The sequence below is a fragment of the Xanthomonas citri pv. mangiferaeindicae genome (genome assembly GCA_002240395.1).
Classification (GTDB): domain Bacteria; phylum Pseudomonadota; class Gammaproteobacteria; order Xanthomonadales; family Xanthomonadaceae; genus Luteimonas; species Luteimonas citri_A.
Map to the genome: position 1 here is coordinate 2,564,874 of CP016836.1, position 12,256 is coordinate 2,577,129.

General features: G+C 64.7%; 20 protein-coding genes. All 20 read left to right on the plus strand.

Annotation, left to right across the window (positions count from 1 at the left end; genetic code table 11):
* Positions 1-96: 96 nt before the first annotated feature.
* Positions 97-2,190: a translation elongation factor G gene (locus BEN78_11070; GenBank protein ID ASR43831.1), complete on the plus strand. Its 2,094-nt coding sequence runs from the start codon at positions 97-99 to the stop codon at positions 2,188-2,190.
* A gap of 96 nt (positions 2,191-2,286) precedes the next feature.
* A complete protein-coding gene (locus BEN78_11075; protein ID ASR43832.1) occupies positions 2,287-3,477 on the plus strand; it encodes a translation elongation factor Tu in 1,191 nt (396 codons plus the stop codon).
* 445 nt (positions 3,478-3,922) lie between these two features.
* A complete protein-coding gene (locus BEN78_11080; GenBank protein ID ASR43833.1) occupies positions 3,923-4,234 on the plus strand; it encodes a 30S ribosomal protein S10 in 312 nt (103 codons plus the stop codon).
* A gap of 11 nt (positions 4,235-4,245) precedes the next feature.
* The gene (locus BEN78_11085) at positions 4,246-4,899 is read left to right on the plus strand and encodes a 50S ribosomal protein L3 (GenBank protein ASR43834.1); all 654 of its coding nucleotides are present in this window, start codon (positions 4,246-4,248) and stop codon (positions 4,897-4,899) included.
* A gap of 11 nt (positions 4,900-4,910) precedes the next feature.
* Positions 4,911-5,516: a 50S ribosomal protein L4 gene (locus BEN78_11090; protein ASR43835.1), complete on the plus strand. Its 606-nt coding sequence runs from the start codon at positions 4,911-4,913 to the stop codon at positions 5,514-5,516.
* Positions 5,513-5,812 carry a 50S ribosomal protein L23 gene (locus tag BEN78_11095; protein ASR43836.1) on the plus strand — a complete coding sequence of 100 codons (300 nt, stop codon included), beginning with the start codon at positions 5,513-5,515 and terminating at the stop codon, positions 5,810-5,812. The genes BEN78_11090 and BEN78_11095 overlap by 4 nt, the downstream gene beginning before the upstream one ends.
* 10 nt (positions 5,813-5,822) lie before the next feature.
* Positions 5,823-6,650 (plus strand): 50S ribosomal protein L2, encoded by an 828-nt coding sequence (locus BEN78_11100; protein ID ASR43837.1) that lies wholly within the window; start codon positions 5,823-5,825, stop codon positions 6,648-6,650.
* A gap of 6 nt (positions 6,651-6,656) precedes the next feature.
* Entirely contained in the window at positions 6,657-6,929 is a 273-nt protein-coding gene (locus BEN78_11105) for a 30S ribosomal protein S19 (GenBank protein ASR43838.1), read from the plus strand.
* Between the two features lie 10 nt (positions 6,930-6,939).
* The gene (locus tag BEN78_11110; protein ID ASR43839.1) at positions 6,940-7,332 is read left to right on the plus strand and encodes a 50S ribosomal protein L22; all 393 of its coding nucleotides are present in this window, start codon (positions 6,940-6,942) and stop codon (positions 7,330-7,332) included.
* A complete protein-coding gene (locus tag BEN78_11115; GenBank protein ASR43840.1) occupies positions 7,333-8,070 on the plus strand; it encodes a 30S ribosomal protein S3 in 738 nt (245 codons plus the stop codon).
* A gap of 2 nt (positions 8,071-8,072) precedes the next feature.
* On the plus strand, positions 8,073-8,486 hold the full coding sequence (locus BEN78_11120) for a 50S ribosomal protein L16 (GenBank protein ASR43841.1): 414 nt from the start codon (positions 8,073-8,075) through the stop codon (positions 8,484-8,486).
* The gene (locus BEN78_11125) at positions 8,486-8,674 is read left to right on the plus strand and encodes a 50S ribosomal protein L29 (GenBank protein ASR43842.1); all 189 of its coding nucleotides are present in this window, start codon (positions 8,486-8,488) and stop codon (positions 8,672-8,674) included. The genes BEN78_11120 and BEN78_11125 overlap by 1 nt, the downstream gene beginning before the upstream one ends.
* Positions 8,675-8,684: 10 nt before the next feature.
* Positions 8,685-8,945 carry a 30S ribosomal protein S17 gene (locus tag BEN78_11130; GenBank protein ID ASR43843.1) on the plus strand — a complete coding sequence of 87 codons (261 nt, stop codon included), beginning with the start codon at positions 8,685-8,687 and terminating at the stop codon, positions 8,943-8,945.
* Between the two features lie 13 nt (positions 8,946-8,958).
* Positions 8,959-9,327, plus strand: a complete 369-nt coding sequence (locus tag BEN78_11135) for a 50S ribosomal protein L14 (GenBank protein ASR43844.1) — start codon at positions 8,959-8,961, stop codon at positions 9,325-9,327.
* A 15-nt stretch (positions 9,328-9,342) separates the two neighbouring features.
* A complete protein-coding gene (locus tag BEN78_11140; GenBank protein ASR43845.1) occupies positions 9,343-9,660 on the plus strand; it encodes a 50S ribosomal protein L24 in 318 nt (105 codons plus the stop codon).
* An 11-nt stretch (positions 9,661-9,671) separates the two neighbouring features.
* On the plus strand, positions 9,672-10,214 hold the full coding sequence (locus tag BEN78_11145; protein ID ASR45090.1) for a 50S ribosomal protein L5: 543 nt from the start codon (positions 9,672-9,674) through the stop codon (positions 10,212-10,214).
* Positions 10,215-10,223: 9 nt separating this feature from the next.
* Positions 10,224-10,529: a 30S ribosomal protein S14 gene (locus tag BEN78_11150; GenBank protein ID ASR43846.1), complete on the plus strand. Its 306-nt coding sequence runs from the start codon at positions 10,224-10,226 to the stop codon at positions 10,527-10,529.
* A 144-nt stretch (positions 10,530-10,673) separates the two neighbouring features.
* Positions 10,674-11,069 (plus strand): 30S ribosomal protein S8, encoded by a 396-nt coding sequence (locus BEN78_11155; GenBank protein ASR43847.1) that lies wholly within the window; start codon positions 10,674-10,676, stop codon positions 11,067-11,069.
* 15 nt (positions 11,070-11,084) lie between these two features.
* Positions 11,085-11,612, plus strand: coding sequence for a 50S ribosomal protein L6 (locus BEN78_11160; GenBank protein ID ASR43848.1), 528 nt, complete (start codon positions 11,085-11,087; stop codon positions 11,610-11,612).
* Between the two features lie 134 nt (positions 11,613-11,746).
* Entirely contained in the window at positions 11,747-12,103 is a 357-nt protein-coding gene (locus BEN78_11165; GenBank protein ID ASR43849.1) for a 50S ribosomal protein L18, read from the plus strand.
* Positions 12,104-12,256 lie beyond the last annotated feature (153 nt).

Sequence of the window (12,256 nt, forward strand, 5' to 3'; positions counted from 1 at the left end):
CAAGCCGCCGCAAGGCGGCATTCGTCCATTCAAGCGATTTCATCGCGAAGGCGCCCAGGCTCTGTCGGGTCCTTCCATCCAAACGAGAATACTGACGTGGCTCGCACGACTCCCATCGAACGCTACCGCAACTTCGGCATCATGGCTCACATCGATGCCGGCAAGACGACCACTTCCGAGCGCATCCTGTTCTATACGGGCAAGAGCCACAAGATCGGCGAGGTGCACGACGGCGCCGCGACCATGGACTGGATGGAGCAGGAGCAGGAGCGTGGCATCACGATCCAGTCCGCAGCCACCACCGCGTTCTGGAAGGGGATGGACAAGTCCTTCCCCGAGCACCGCTTCAACATCATCGACACCCCCGGACACGTCGACTTCACGATCGAGGTCGAGCGCAGCCTGCGCGTGCTCGACGGCGCGGTGTTCGTGCTGTGTGCGGTCGGTGGCGTGCAGCCGCAGTCGGAGACGGTGTGGCGCCAGGCCAACAAGTACCACGTGCCGCGCATCGCGTTCGTCAACAAGATGGACCGCACGGGCGCGAACTTCCTCAAGGTTCGCGACCAGCTGAAGGCGCGCCTGGGTGCGGTGCCGGTGCCGATGCAGGTGCCGATCGGTGCCGAGGATGGCTTCGAGGGCGTGGTCGACCTGCTGAAGATGAAGGCGATCCACTGGGACACCGCGTCCCAGGGGCTCAACTTCGAGTACCGCGACATCCCGGCCGAGCTGCAGGCGCAGGCCGAAGAGGCGCGTGCCTTCATGGTCGAGTCGGCCGCCGAGGCCAGCGAAGAGCTGATGGACAAGTACCTGGAGAGCGGTGAGCTGTCCGAGGACGAGATCGTCAACGGCCTGCGCGAGCGTACGCTCAAGACCGAGATCGTGCCGATGTTCTGCGGTACGGCGTTCAAGAACAAGGGCGTCCAGGCGATGCTCGACGGCGTCATCAAGCTGCTGCCGTCGCCGGTCGACGTGCCGGCGGTCAAGGGCGTGGATGTCGACGACGAGACCAAGGAGCTGTCGCGCGAGTCGAGCGACAAGGCCCCGTTCTCGGCGCTGGCGTTCAAGATCATGACCGACCCGTTCGTGGGTTCGCTGACGTTCTTCCGCGTCTACTCGGGCACGCTCAACGCCGGTGACCAGGTCTACAACTCGGTCAAGGGCAAGAAGGAGCGCATCGGCCGTCTGCTGCAGATGCACTCCAATAACCGCGAAGAGATCAAGGAAGTGCTGGCCGGCGACATCGCTGCGGCGGTGGGTCTGAAGGACGTCACCACCGGCGACACGCTGTGCGCGCAGGACGCGCCGATCGTGCTCGAGCGCATGAGCTTCCCCGAGCCGGTGATCTCGATGGCGGTCGAGCCCAAGACCAAGTCCGACCAGGAGAAGATGGGTCTGGCGCTCGGTCGCCTGGCGCAGGAGGATCCGTCCTTCCGCGTGCGCACCGACGAAGAATCGGGCCAGACGATCATCTCGGGCATGGGCGAGCTGCATCTGGACATCATCGTCGACCGCATGAAGCGCGAGTTCAACGTGGAGGCCAACGTCGGCAAGCCGCAGGTGGCCTACCGCGAGACGATCCGCAAGTCGGTGAAGTCCGAAGGCAAGTTCGTGCGCCAGTCGGGCGGTAAGGGCCAGTTCGGTCACGTGTGGCTGGAGATCTCGCCGCAGGAGCCGGGCACCGGCTACGAGTTCGAGAACGCCATCGTCGGCGGCGTCGTGCCCAAGGAGTACATCCCGGCGGTCGACAAGGGCATCCAGGAAGTGCTGGCCAACGGCATCATGGCCGGCTACCCGATCGTGGACGTCAAGGTCCGTCTGGTCGACGGCTCCTACCATGAAGTCGACTCGTCGGAAATGGCGTTCAAGATCGCCGGCTCGATGGGCTTCAAGGAAGGCTTCAACAAGGCCAGCCCGGTGCTGCTCGAGCCGATCATGAAGGTCGAGGTCGTCAGCCCCGAGGACTACCTGGGCGACGTGATGGGCGACGTCAGCCGCCGTCGCGGCATCCTGCAGGGCCAGGACGACAGCCCGTCGGGCAAGATCATCAACGCGATGATCCCGCTGGGCGAGATGTTCGGTTATGCCACGCAGCTGCGTTCGATGTCGCAGGGTCGCGCGACCTTCACGATGGAGTTCGACCACTACGCGGAAGCGCCGGCGAACATCGCCGAGACCGTCACCAAGAAGTAAGCGTGATTCGTGACGCGGGATCCGTGATTTGAAAGAACACGGGTCCCGCTTTTCACCGATCACCAATCACCAATCACGAATTACGGAGTTATTACGATGGCAAAGGGTAAGTTCGAGCGCACCAAGCCGCACGTCAATGTCGGCACGATCGGTCACGTCGACCATGGCAAGACGACGCTGACGGCGGCGCTGACGAAGATCGGCGCCGAGCGTTTCGGCGGCGAGTTCAAGGCCTACGACGCGATCGACGCGGCGCCGGAAGAGAAGGCGCGCGGCATCACGATCTCGACCGCGCACGTGGAATACGAGAGCCCGACGCGCCACTACGCGCACGTCGACTGCCCGGGCCACGCGGACTACGTCAAGAACATGATCACCGGCGCGGCGCAGATGGACGGCGCGATCCTGGTGTGCTCGGCCGCTGACGGCCCGATGCCGCAGACGCGCGAGCACATCCTGCTGTCGCGTCAGGTCGGCGTGCCGTACATCGTCGTGTTCCTGAACAAGGCCGACATGGTGGACGACGCCGAGCTGCTCGAGCTGGTCGAGATGGAAGTGCGCGAGCTGCTGAGCAAGTACGAGTTCCCGGGCGACGACACCCCGATCATCTCGGGTTCGGCGCGCCTGGCGCTGGAAGGCGACCAGTCGGAGATCGGCGTGCCTGCGATCCTGAAGCTGGTCGACGCGCTGGACACCTGGATTCCGGAGCCGGAGCGCGACATCGACAAGGCGTTCCTGATGCCGGTCGAGGACGTGTTCTCGATCTCGGGTCGCGGCACGGTGGTCACGGGGCGTATCGAGCGCGGCATCATCAAGGTCGGCGACGAAATCGAAATCGTCGGTATCCGTCCGGTGCAGAAGACGACCGTCACGGGCGTGGAAATGTTCCGCAAGCTGCTCGATCAGGGTCAGGCGGGCGACAACGCCGGTCTGCTGCTGCGCGGCACCAAGCGTGACGACGTCGAGCGTGGCCAGGTGCTGGCCAAGCCGGGTTCGATCAAGCCGCACACCGACTTCGAGGCCGAGGTCTACGTGCTGTCGAAGGATGAGGGTGGTCGTCACACGCCGTTCTTCAAGGGCTATCGTCCGCAGTTCTACTTCCGCACCACCGACATCACCGGTGCGGTCGAGCTGCCGGAAGGCACCGAGATGGTGATGCCGGGCGACAACGTGAAGATGGTGGTCACGCTGATCAACCCGGTGGCGATGGACGAAGGCCTGCGCTTCGCGATCCGCGAAGGCGGCCGGACCGTCGGCGCCGGCGTGGTGGCCAAGATCATCAAGTAATCCCACGGCTCGCGCGCTTTCGCGTGTCGGGGCGGTGGTACCAGCGAGCGGACCGGTCCTGCCGGTCCGCTCGCTTTTCCGCAGGGCAGGGCTTGCGCTGGCCCAGCGGGACCCGCTAGAATGCAAGACCCTCGCGGGTTGGTCGATTCAAGGCTGCCCGCGAAATCGCGAAATGAGGTGCAGGATGCCCTCGTCTTCGCCAGACACGGAAATGTCGCGAGGCTGCGCTCCACCCGTTCCGAAGGTCTTCGGAGCACGATGGGATGGAGCGGGTCATTGCGTCTGCAATTCCAGGTCTGGGCGGATCGGGCAACCGGTCTGCCTTTCGTTTTTCCAGGGAAAGGCCCCGGGGCGCGGGTGAATGCTCCGGCCAGCCACGATTTCACAGGGGTTCCGCGCACCCAGCCGCGGGCCCGTCGCTCTTTTAACGAAGGATATTTCCGTCATGACGGACCAAAAGATCCGGATCCGCCTCAAGGCGTTCGATCATCGTCTGATCGACCGTTCGGCCAGCGAGATCGTCGAAACCGCCAAGCGGACGGGCGCCCAAGTGCGCGGCCCCATCCCGCTGCCGACCAAGATCGAGCGTTACACCATCCTGACGTCGCCGCACGTCGACAAGGATGCGCGTGACCAGTACGAGACCCGCACGCACAAGCGCGTGCTCGACATCGTCGACCCCAACGACAAGACCGTGGACGCGCTGATGAAGCTCGAGCTCGCGGCTGGCGTCGACGTCCAGATCAAGCTGACCTGAGGGCCGCCACCATGACCGCGAAGATTCATTCGTTGGGCATCGTCGGCCGCAAGGCCGGCATGAGCCGCGTGTTCACCGAAGACGGCAAGTCCGTGCCGGTGACGCTGATCGAAGCCACCCCCAACCGTATCACCCAGGTGAAGACCCCCGAGACCGACGGCTACAGCGCCGTGCAGGTCACCGCCGGCAGCAAGCGTGCCGTGCTGGTCAACAAGCCCGAAACCGGTCACCTCGCCAAGGCGAAGGTCGAAGCCGGTCGTGGCCTGTGGGAACTGCGCGTGGCCGACGACAAGATCGCCGACTTCAGCGTTGGCGGCGAAATCCGCGCCGACATCTTCGAAGTGGGCCAGCTCGTCGACGTCCAGGGCGTCACCAAGGGCAAGGGCTTCCAGGGCACGATCAAGCGCTGGAACTTCAAGATGGGCGACGCGACGCACGGTAACTCGCTGTCGCACCGCCAGCCCGGTTCGCTGGGTCAGCGCCAGACGCCGGGCCGCGTGTTCCCGGGCAAGAAGATGTCCGGCCACATGGGCGCCGATCAGCAGACCACGCAGCGCCTGCAGATCGTCAAGGTCGACGCCGAGCGCGGCCTGATCGCGGTCAAGGGCGCCGTGCCGGGCGCGCCGGGCGGCGACGTGATCGTGCGTCCGTCGAGCAAGGCATAAGGAGTAGCACGATGGAACTCGCAATCAACAACAGCAGCAGCAAGCTGTCGGTCTCCGACGCCGTGTTCGGCCGCGATTTCAGCGAGGATCTGGTCCACCAGGTCGTCGTCGCCTATCGCAACGCCGGCCGCGCCGGTACCAAGGCCCAGAAGACCCGTTCGGAAGTCAACGGCACGACCAAGAAGTCGAAGAAGCAGAAGGGTGGCGGTGCACGTCACGGCGCCCTGACCGCTCCGATCTTCGTCGGCGGTGGCGTGACCTTCGCGGCCAAGCCGCGCAGCTTCGAGCAGAAGGTCAACCGCAAGATGTACCGCGCGGCGATGTCGGCGATCCTGTCCGAACTCAACCGCCAGGGCCGTCTGACGATCGTCGAGGCGTTCGACCTGACCGAGACCAAGACCAGCGGCATGGTCGCCAAGCTCAAGGAATTCGATCTGGGCAAGCGTCCGCTGATCGTGACCGAAGACGCGTCCGAGCACCTGTACCTGTCGGCACGCAACCTGCCGTACGTCGAGATCCGCGACGTGCAGGGCCTGGATCCGGTCGCGCTGGTCGGCGCCGATTCCGTGCTGATCACCACCGATGCGGTGAAGAAGATCGAGGAGTGGCTGGCATGAACGACGCCAAGCTCTATGAAGTGATCCGTGCGCCGCGCGTGTCCGAGAAGACCGCGCGCCTGCAGGAACTGTCCAACCAGTACGCGTTCGAAGTGTCGACGGTCGCCACCAAGGCCGACATCAAGGCCGCGGTCGAGAAGCTGTTCGACGTCAAGGTCGAGGCGGTCAACGTCGTCAACGTGAAGGGCAAGAACAAGTCCTTCCGTCAGCGTCAGGGCAGCCGCGGCGACTGGCGCAAGGCCTACGTGAAGCTGGCCGACGGCCAGTCGATCGACGTCATGAACGCGAAGGTCTGAGGAAGCCCCGATGCCATTGATGAAATTCAAGCCCACGTCCGCCGGTCGCCGCTCCGCGGTCCGCGTCGTGCACCCCGAGCTGCACAAGGGTGCGCCGCATGCCGCGCTGGTCGAGAAGAAGAGCAAGTCGGGTGGTCGCAACCACCACGGCCGGATCACCACGCGCCACATCGGCGGCGGTCACAAGCAGCACTACCGCATCGTCGACTTCAAGCGCGACAAGGAAGGCATTCCGGCGCGCGTGGAGCGTATCGAGTACGACCCCAACCGCACCGCGCACATCGCGCTGCTGGTGTATGTCGACGGTGAGCGCCGCTACATCATCGCCCCCAAGGGCCTGAAGGCCGGCGACCAGGTGATCGCGGGTTCCGATGCGCCGATCAAGACCGGCAACACGCTGCCGCTGCGCAACATCCCGGTCGGTTCGACGATCCACTGCATCGAGATGAAGCCGGGCAAGGGCGCGCAGATCGCGCGTGCCGCCGGCGCCGCCGTCCAGCTGATCGCGCGCGAAGGCGTCTACGCCACCGTGCGTCTGCGTTCGGGCGAAGTGCGTCGCGTGCCGTCGGAGTGCCGCGCCACGATCGGCGAGGTCAGCAACGACGAGCACAGCCTCGAGAAGCTCGGCAAGGCCGGCGCCAAGCGCTGGCGCGGCGTCAAGCCCACCGTCCGCGGTGCGGCGATGAACCCGGTCGACCATCCGCACGGCGGTGGTGAGGCCCGCGCCGGACAAGGCAACCCGCACCCGGTCACCCCGTGGGGCGTGCCGACCAAGGGTTACAAGACCCGCCATAACAAGCGGACGCAGCAGTTCATCGTGCGCGACCGTAGGAGCTGATAGACCATGGCACGTTCACTCAAGAAGGGTCCGTTCGTCGACCACCACCTCATCAAGAAGGTCGAGGCCGCCGGCACCAACACCAAGAAGCCGATCAAGACCTGGTCGCGCCGCTCGATGGTCCTGCCGGAAATGGTCGGCTTCACGATCGCCATCCACAACGGCAAGAACCACATTCCGGTGCTCGTCAACGAGAACATGGTTGGCCACAAGCTCGGCGAGTTCGCCCTGACCCGGACGTTCAAGGGTCACGGCGGCGACAAGAAGTCGGGCAGGTAAGGAGCGCACAATGGACAAGGCAACGAAAGCCCGCCTCGAAGAGCAGAAGCGCGCTCGCACCGAGGTCAACAAGCGCACCGCGATCCTGCGGACCGCGCGCATCTCGCCCCAGAAGGCCCGCCTGGTCGCCGACCAGGTCCGCGGTCTGCCGGTCGAGCGCGCCGTCGGTCTGCTGAAGTTCTCGGACAAGAAGGCCGCGCACCTGATCAAGAAGGTCGTCGAATCGGCCATCGCCAACGCCGAGAACAACGCCGGCGCCGATGTCGACGAGCTGAAGATCGCCACCATCACGGTCGACGAAGGTCCGACGCTGAAGCGCTTCATGGCGCGCGCCAAGGGACGCGGTACCCGCATCCTCAAGCGCACCAGCCACATCACCGTCGTCGTGGGAGAGGGCAAGTAAATGGGTCATAAAGTTCATCCCACCGGTATCCGTCTGGGCATCGCCAAGGACTGGAACTCCAAGTGGTACGCCGGCAAGAAGGAATACGCCGAGTACCTGGCCGCTGACCTCAAGGTCCGCGAGATGCTGCGCAAGCGCCTGGCGCAGGCCGGCATCAGCAAGATCCTGATCGAGCGTCCGGCCAAGACCGCGCGTGTGACGATCCACACCGCCCGCCCGGGCGTGGTGATCGGCAAGCGCGGCGAGGACATCGAGAAGCTGCGTAAGGACGTGAGCCAGATGATGGGCGTTCCGGCGCACATCAACGTGACCGAGGTCCGCAAGCCGGAGCTCGACGCGCAGCTGGTCGCCGAGTCGATCGCGCAGCAGCTCGAGCGCCGCATCATGTTCCGCCGTGCGATGAAGCGTGCGGTCGGCAATGCGATGCGCCTGGGCGCACTGGGCATCAAGGTCAACGTCGCCGGTCGCCTCAACGGCGCCGAGATCGCACGTTCGGAGTGGTACCGCGAAGGTCGCGTGCCGCTGCACACGCTGCGCGCCGACGTCGACTACGGCTTCGCCGAGGCCAAGACGACCTACGGGATCATCGGTATCAAGACCTGGATCTACAAGGGCGAGATCTTCGATTTCTCCCAGGTCGGCCAGGAGAAGCAGGACGACACGCCGCGCGGCGAGCGTGGTGACCGCGGAGACCGCGAGCGCCGTGGTCCGCGTCGTGAACGCGAGGCGAGGGACTAATCATGCTGCAACCCAAGCGAACCAAATACCGCAAGATGCACAAGGGCCGTAACGAAGGCCTGTCGTGGAGCGGCAACGCCGTCAGCTTCGGCGAGTACGGCCTGCGGGCGACCGCGACCGGCCAGCTGACCGCGCGTCAGATCGAAGCCGGCCGCCGGACCATCAGCCGTCACGTCAAGCGCGGCGGCAAGATGTGGATCCGCGTGTTCCCGGACAAGCCGATCACCAAGAAGCCGATCGAAGTCCGAATGGGCTCGGGCAAGGGCGGTGTGGAGTACTGGGTCGCCCAGATCCAGCCCGGCCGCATGATCTACGAGATCGAGGGCGTCGAGGAGACGGTGGCACGCGAAGCGTTCCGCCTGGCTGCCGCCAAGCTTTCGGTCACCACCCAATTCGTGACCCGGACGGTGCGCTGATGGCTACGACCAAGGAACTCCGCGAGAAGTCGGCAGAAGAACTGCAGTCGCATCTGCTCGAGCTGCACAAGGAGCGTTTCTCGCTTCGCATGCAGAAGGCGACCGGTCAGCTGACCAAGACGCACGAAGCCCGTCGGGTGCGCCGCGAGATTGCGCGCGTCAACACCCTGATCGGCCAGAAGAAGTAAGGACCCGACCATGAATACCGAGAAGAAGCAGCGCACGGTCCAGGGCCGCGTGGTCAGCAACAAGATGGACAAGACCGTCACGGTGCTGGTCGAGCGTCAGGTCAAGCACGCCCTGTACGGCAAGTACATCAAGCGTTCGACCAAGCTCCACGCCCACGACGCCGAGAACGCCTGCCAGGAAGGCGATCTGGTGAAGGTCGTCGAGATCGCGCCGATGTCCAAGACCAAGAACTGGCGTGTGACGGAAATCGTCGCGCGCGCGGCCGAATAACGAGGAGCTCGAAATGATCCAGATGCAGAGCCACCTCGACGTGGCCGACAACAGCGGTGCCAAGGAAGTGATGTGCATCAAGGTGCTCGGCGGCTCCAAGCGCCGCTACGCCGCGATCGGCGACATCATCAAGGTGTCCGTGAAGGAAGCGATTCCGCGCGGCAAGGTCAAGAAGGGCGAGGTCTACGACGCCGTCGTGGTGCGTACCCGCAAGGGTGTGCGCCGTCCCGACGGTTCGCTGATCCGCTTCGATGGCAACGCCGCGGTGTTGCTCAATAACAAGCAGGAGCCGATCGGCACCCGCATCTTCGGGCCCGTGACCCGTGAGCTTCGTTCCGAGAAGTTCATGAAGATCGTGTCGCTCGCTCCCGAAGTGCTCTGAGCGGAGAGAACGAACATGGCCAATCGAATCAAGAAGGGCGACCACGTCATCGTGATCGCCGGCAAGGACAAGGGCAAGCGCGGTGATGTGGTGCGCGTGGTCGGCGACAAGGTCGTCGTCTCCAACGTCAACCTCGTCAAGCGCCACACCAAGCCCAATCCGCAAGCCGGCCAGGCCGGTGGCGTGATCGAGCGCGAAGCTCCGATCCACGCTTCGAACGTGATGCCGTTCAACCCTGCCACCGGCAAGGGCGAGCGCATCGGAACCAAGAAGCTCGAGGATGGACGCACGCTGCGCGTGTTCCGCTCGAGCGGTGAGGCGCTCGACGCCTGAGGATGCTCAAAATGACGACCCGTCTGGAACAGTTCTACAAGGATGAAGTGGTACCGAAGCTCATGGAGCAGTTCGGTTACGACAACATCATGCAGGTCCCGCGCCTGACCAAGATCACGCTCAACATGGGCGTGGGCGAGGCGGCCGCGAACAAGAAGATCCTCGAGAACGCCACCGCCGACATGGCCAAGATCAGCGGCCAGAAGCCGCTGGTGACCAAGTCGCGCGTGTCGGTCGCCTCGTTCAAGATCCGCGACGGCTGGCCGATCGGCTGCAAGGTCACGCTGCGCCGCAACCGGATGTACGAGTTCCTCGACCGTCTGGTGAACGTCTCGCTGCCGCGCGTGCGCGACTTCCGTGGCGTGTCGGGTCGTTCGTTCGACGGCCGCGGCAACTACAACATGGGCGTGAAGGAACAGATCATCTTCCCGGAAATCGACTTCGACCAGGTCGACGCGATCCGCGGCATGGATATCGCCATCACCACCACCGCACGCACCAACGAAGAAGCCAAGGCACTGCTCGAAGCCTTCCGCTTCCCGTTCCGCAACTGAGGAAAGCACATGGCAAAGACGTCCATGGTCAACCGCGAGGTCAAGCGGACCAAGCTGGCCAAGCAGCACGCCGAGAAGCGTGCGGCGCTGAAGAAGATCATCAGCAGCCAGACCGCGAGCTACGAGGACAAGATCGAGGCCGCGACCAAGCTGCAGAAGCTGCCGCGCGATTCGTCGCCCTCGCGTCAGGTCAACCGTTGCGCCCTCACGGGCCGTCCGCGTGGCGTGTACAGCAAGTTCGGCCTGGGCCGCAACAAGCTGCGCGAAGCCACGATGCGCGGTGACGTGCCGGGCCTGCGCAAGGCCAGCTGGTAATCGAGCGGGCGGGGTACGGGTCTGGCGTTCCGGCGCCGGGCCTGTACAATACCGCCCCTCACGCTGTACCCCGGCCGGGCCACCGGTCGGTTCAAAACTAGAATTCGCGAAAGCGGATATCGGTGCACTCAGAAGGTAATCATCATGAGCATGACTGATCCCATCGCCGACATGCTGGTCCGCATCAAGAATGCGGCAGCGGTTGGCAAGCAGACGGTGAAGATGCCGTCCTCCAAGATCAAGGTCGCCATTGCCACCGTCCTCAAGGACGAGGGGTACATCGGCGATTTCCGCGTGACCGAGAACGGCGCCAAGGCCGAGCTCGAGATCGTCCTCAAGTACTACGAAGGCCGCCCGGTGATCGAGCGCCTGCAGCGCTTCTCGCGTTCGGGCCTGCGCCAGTACCGCGGCAAGGATGCGCTGCCCAAGGTCCTCAATGGGCTCGGCATCGCCATCATCTCCACGTCGAAGGGCATCATGACCGATGCGCAGGCGCGCCAGCAGGGCGTCGGCGGTGAAGTCCTGTGCTTCGTGGCCTAAGGGAGTAAGCGCACAATGTCCCGCGTCGCCAAGAAGCCCATCGCCCTGCCCAAGGGCGTCGAACTCAACATCCAGCCCGAGCTGGTCAGCGTCAAGGGCCCGAAGGGCACCCTGTCGCTCGCCAAGCCGGCGTCCATCGAGGTCAAGGTCGAGGACGGCACTGCGCTGCTGTCGGCCGCTGACCCGTCGCAGATCGCCCTGACCGGCACCCTGCGCGCGATCGTCGCCAACATGGTCCACGGCGTGTCCGAAGGCTTCGAGCGCAAGCTCGAGCTCGTCGGCGTCGGTTACCGTGCCGCAGTGCAGGGCAAGGACCTGAACCTCTCGCTCGGGTTCTCGCACCCGGTCGTGTTCCAGGCGCCCGAAGGCATCACCCTCAGCACTCCCACCCAGACCGAGATCCTGGTCCAGGGCGCGGACAAGCAGATGGTCGGCCAGGTCGCCGCGAAGATCCGCGGATTCCGTCCGCCGGAGCCCTACAAGGGCAAGGGCGTGAAGTACTCCGACGAAACCATCATCCGTAAGGAAGCCAAGAAGGCGTAAAGGCCGGGAATCGGGATGGGGAAATCCGGATGCATGCGAGCCACCGTCAGGTGCGCGCCTGCACCGCCGCGGTTTCCCAGTCCTCACCCCCGACTTCTGTGTCCAGGCCGATCCGCTTCCACGAGGTCACCATCATGAGCATCAAGAACACCGCCCGCCTGCGTCGTGCCAAATCGACCCGCGCGCGCATCCGCGAACTGGGCGTGCCGCGCCTGTCGGTGCTGCGCACCGGTCAGCACATCTACGCCCAACTGTTCAATTCGGACGGCTCGAAGGTCCTGGCTTCGGCCAGCACGACCCAGAGCGATGTCCGCGAAGGTCTGAAGAACGGCAAGAACGCCGACGCCGCAGCCAAGGTTGGCCGCGCCATCGCCGAGAAGGCCAAGGCTGCGGGCATCGAGCGCGTTGCGTTCGACCGTTCGGGCTACCGCTACCACGGTCGCATCAAGGCGCTGGCTGACGCTGCGCGCGAAGGCGGCCTGCAGTTCTGATTCATGCTGTCGGCGCCGCGCCCTGTGCGCGGCGTCGCCTGACGCGCCGGCACGCGATGTGCCGGACGCCCGCGGCCTTCTGCGCCGCGTCCGCGTTCCACCGCACCAGATCACAACGCCAAGCGGCCTAAGCCGTACATCATTTCTCCAATA

Coding starts and splice junctions, on each gene's coding strand:
- BEN78_11075 (ASR43832.1), top strand. CDS start 2,287: ATGGCAAAGGGTAAGTTCGAGCGCACCAAGCCGCACGTCAATGTCGGC.
- BEN78_11080 (ASR43833.1), top strand. CDS start 3,923: ATGACGGACCAAAAGATCCGGATCCGCCTCAAGGCGTTCGATCATCGT.
- BEN78_11085 (ASR43834.1), top strand. CDS start 4,246: ATGACCGCGAAGATTCATTCGTTGGGCATCGTCGGCCGCAAGGCCGGC.
- BEN78_11090 (ASR43835.1), top strand. CDS start 4,911: ATGGAACTCGCAATCAACAACAGCAGCAGCAAGCTGTCGGTCTCCGAC.
- BEN78_11095 (ASR43836.1), top strand. CDS start 5,513: ATGAACGACGCCAAGCTCTATGAAGTGATCCGTGCGCCGCGCGTGTCC.
- BEN78_11100 (ASR43837.1), top strand. CDS start 5,823: ATGCCATTGATGAAATTCAAGCCCACGTCCGCCGGTCGCCGCTCCGCG.
- BEN78_11105 (ASR43838.1), top strand. CDS start 6,657: ATGGCACGTTCACTCAAGAAGGGTCCGTTCGTCGACCACCACCTCATC.
- BEN78_11110 (ASR43839.1), top strand. CDS start 6,940: ATGGACAAGGCAACGAAAGCCCGCCTCGAAGAGCAGAAGCGCGCTCGC.
- BEN78_11115 (ASR43840.1), top strand. CDS start 7,333: ATGGGTCATAAAGTTCATCCCACCGGTATCCGTCTGGGCATCGCCAAG.
- BEN78_11120 (ASR43841.1), top strand. CDS start 8,073: ATGCTGCAACCCAAGCGAACCAAATACCGCAAGATGCACAAGGGCCGT.
- BEN78_11125 (ASR43842.1), top strand. CDS start 8,486: ATGGCTACGACCAAGGAACTCCGCGAGAAGTCGGCAGAAGAACTGCAG.
- BEN78_11130 (ASR43843.1), top strand. CDS start 8,685: ATGAATACCGAGAAGAAGCAGCGCACGGTCCAGGGCCGCGTGGTCAGC.
- BEN78_11135 (ASR43844.1), top strand. CDS start 8,959: ATGATCCAGATGCAGAGCCACCTCGACGTGGCCGACAACAGCGGTGCC.
- BEN78_11140 (ASR43845.1), top strand. CDS start 9,343: ATGGCCAATCGAATCAAGAAGGGCGACCACGTCATCGTGATCGCCGGC.
- BEN78_11145 (ASR45090.1), top strand. CDS start 9,672: ATGACGACCCGTCTGGAACAGTTCTACAAGGATGAAGTGGTACCGAAG.
- BEN78_11150 (ASR43846.1), top strand. CDS start 10,224: ATGGCAAAGACGTCCATGGTCAACCGCGAGGTCAAGCGGACCAAGCTG.
- BEN78_11155 (ASR43847.1), top strand. CDS start 10,674: ATGAGCATGACTGATCCCATCGCCGACATGCTGGTCCGCATCAAGAAT.
- BEN78_11160 (ASR43848.1), top strand. CDS start 11,085: ATGTCCCGCGTCGCCAAGAAGCCCATCGCCCTGCCCAAGGGCGTCGAA.
- BEN78_11165 (ASR43849.1), top strand. CDS start 11,747: ATGAGCATCAAGAACACCGCCCGCCTGCGTCGTGCCAAATCGACCCGC.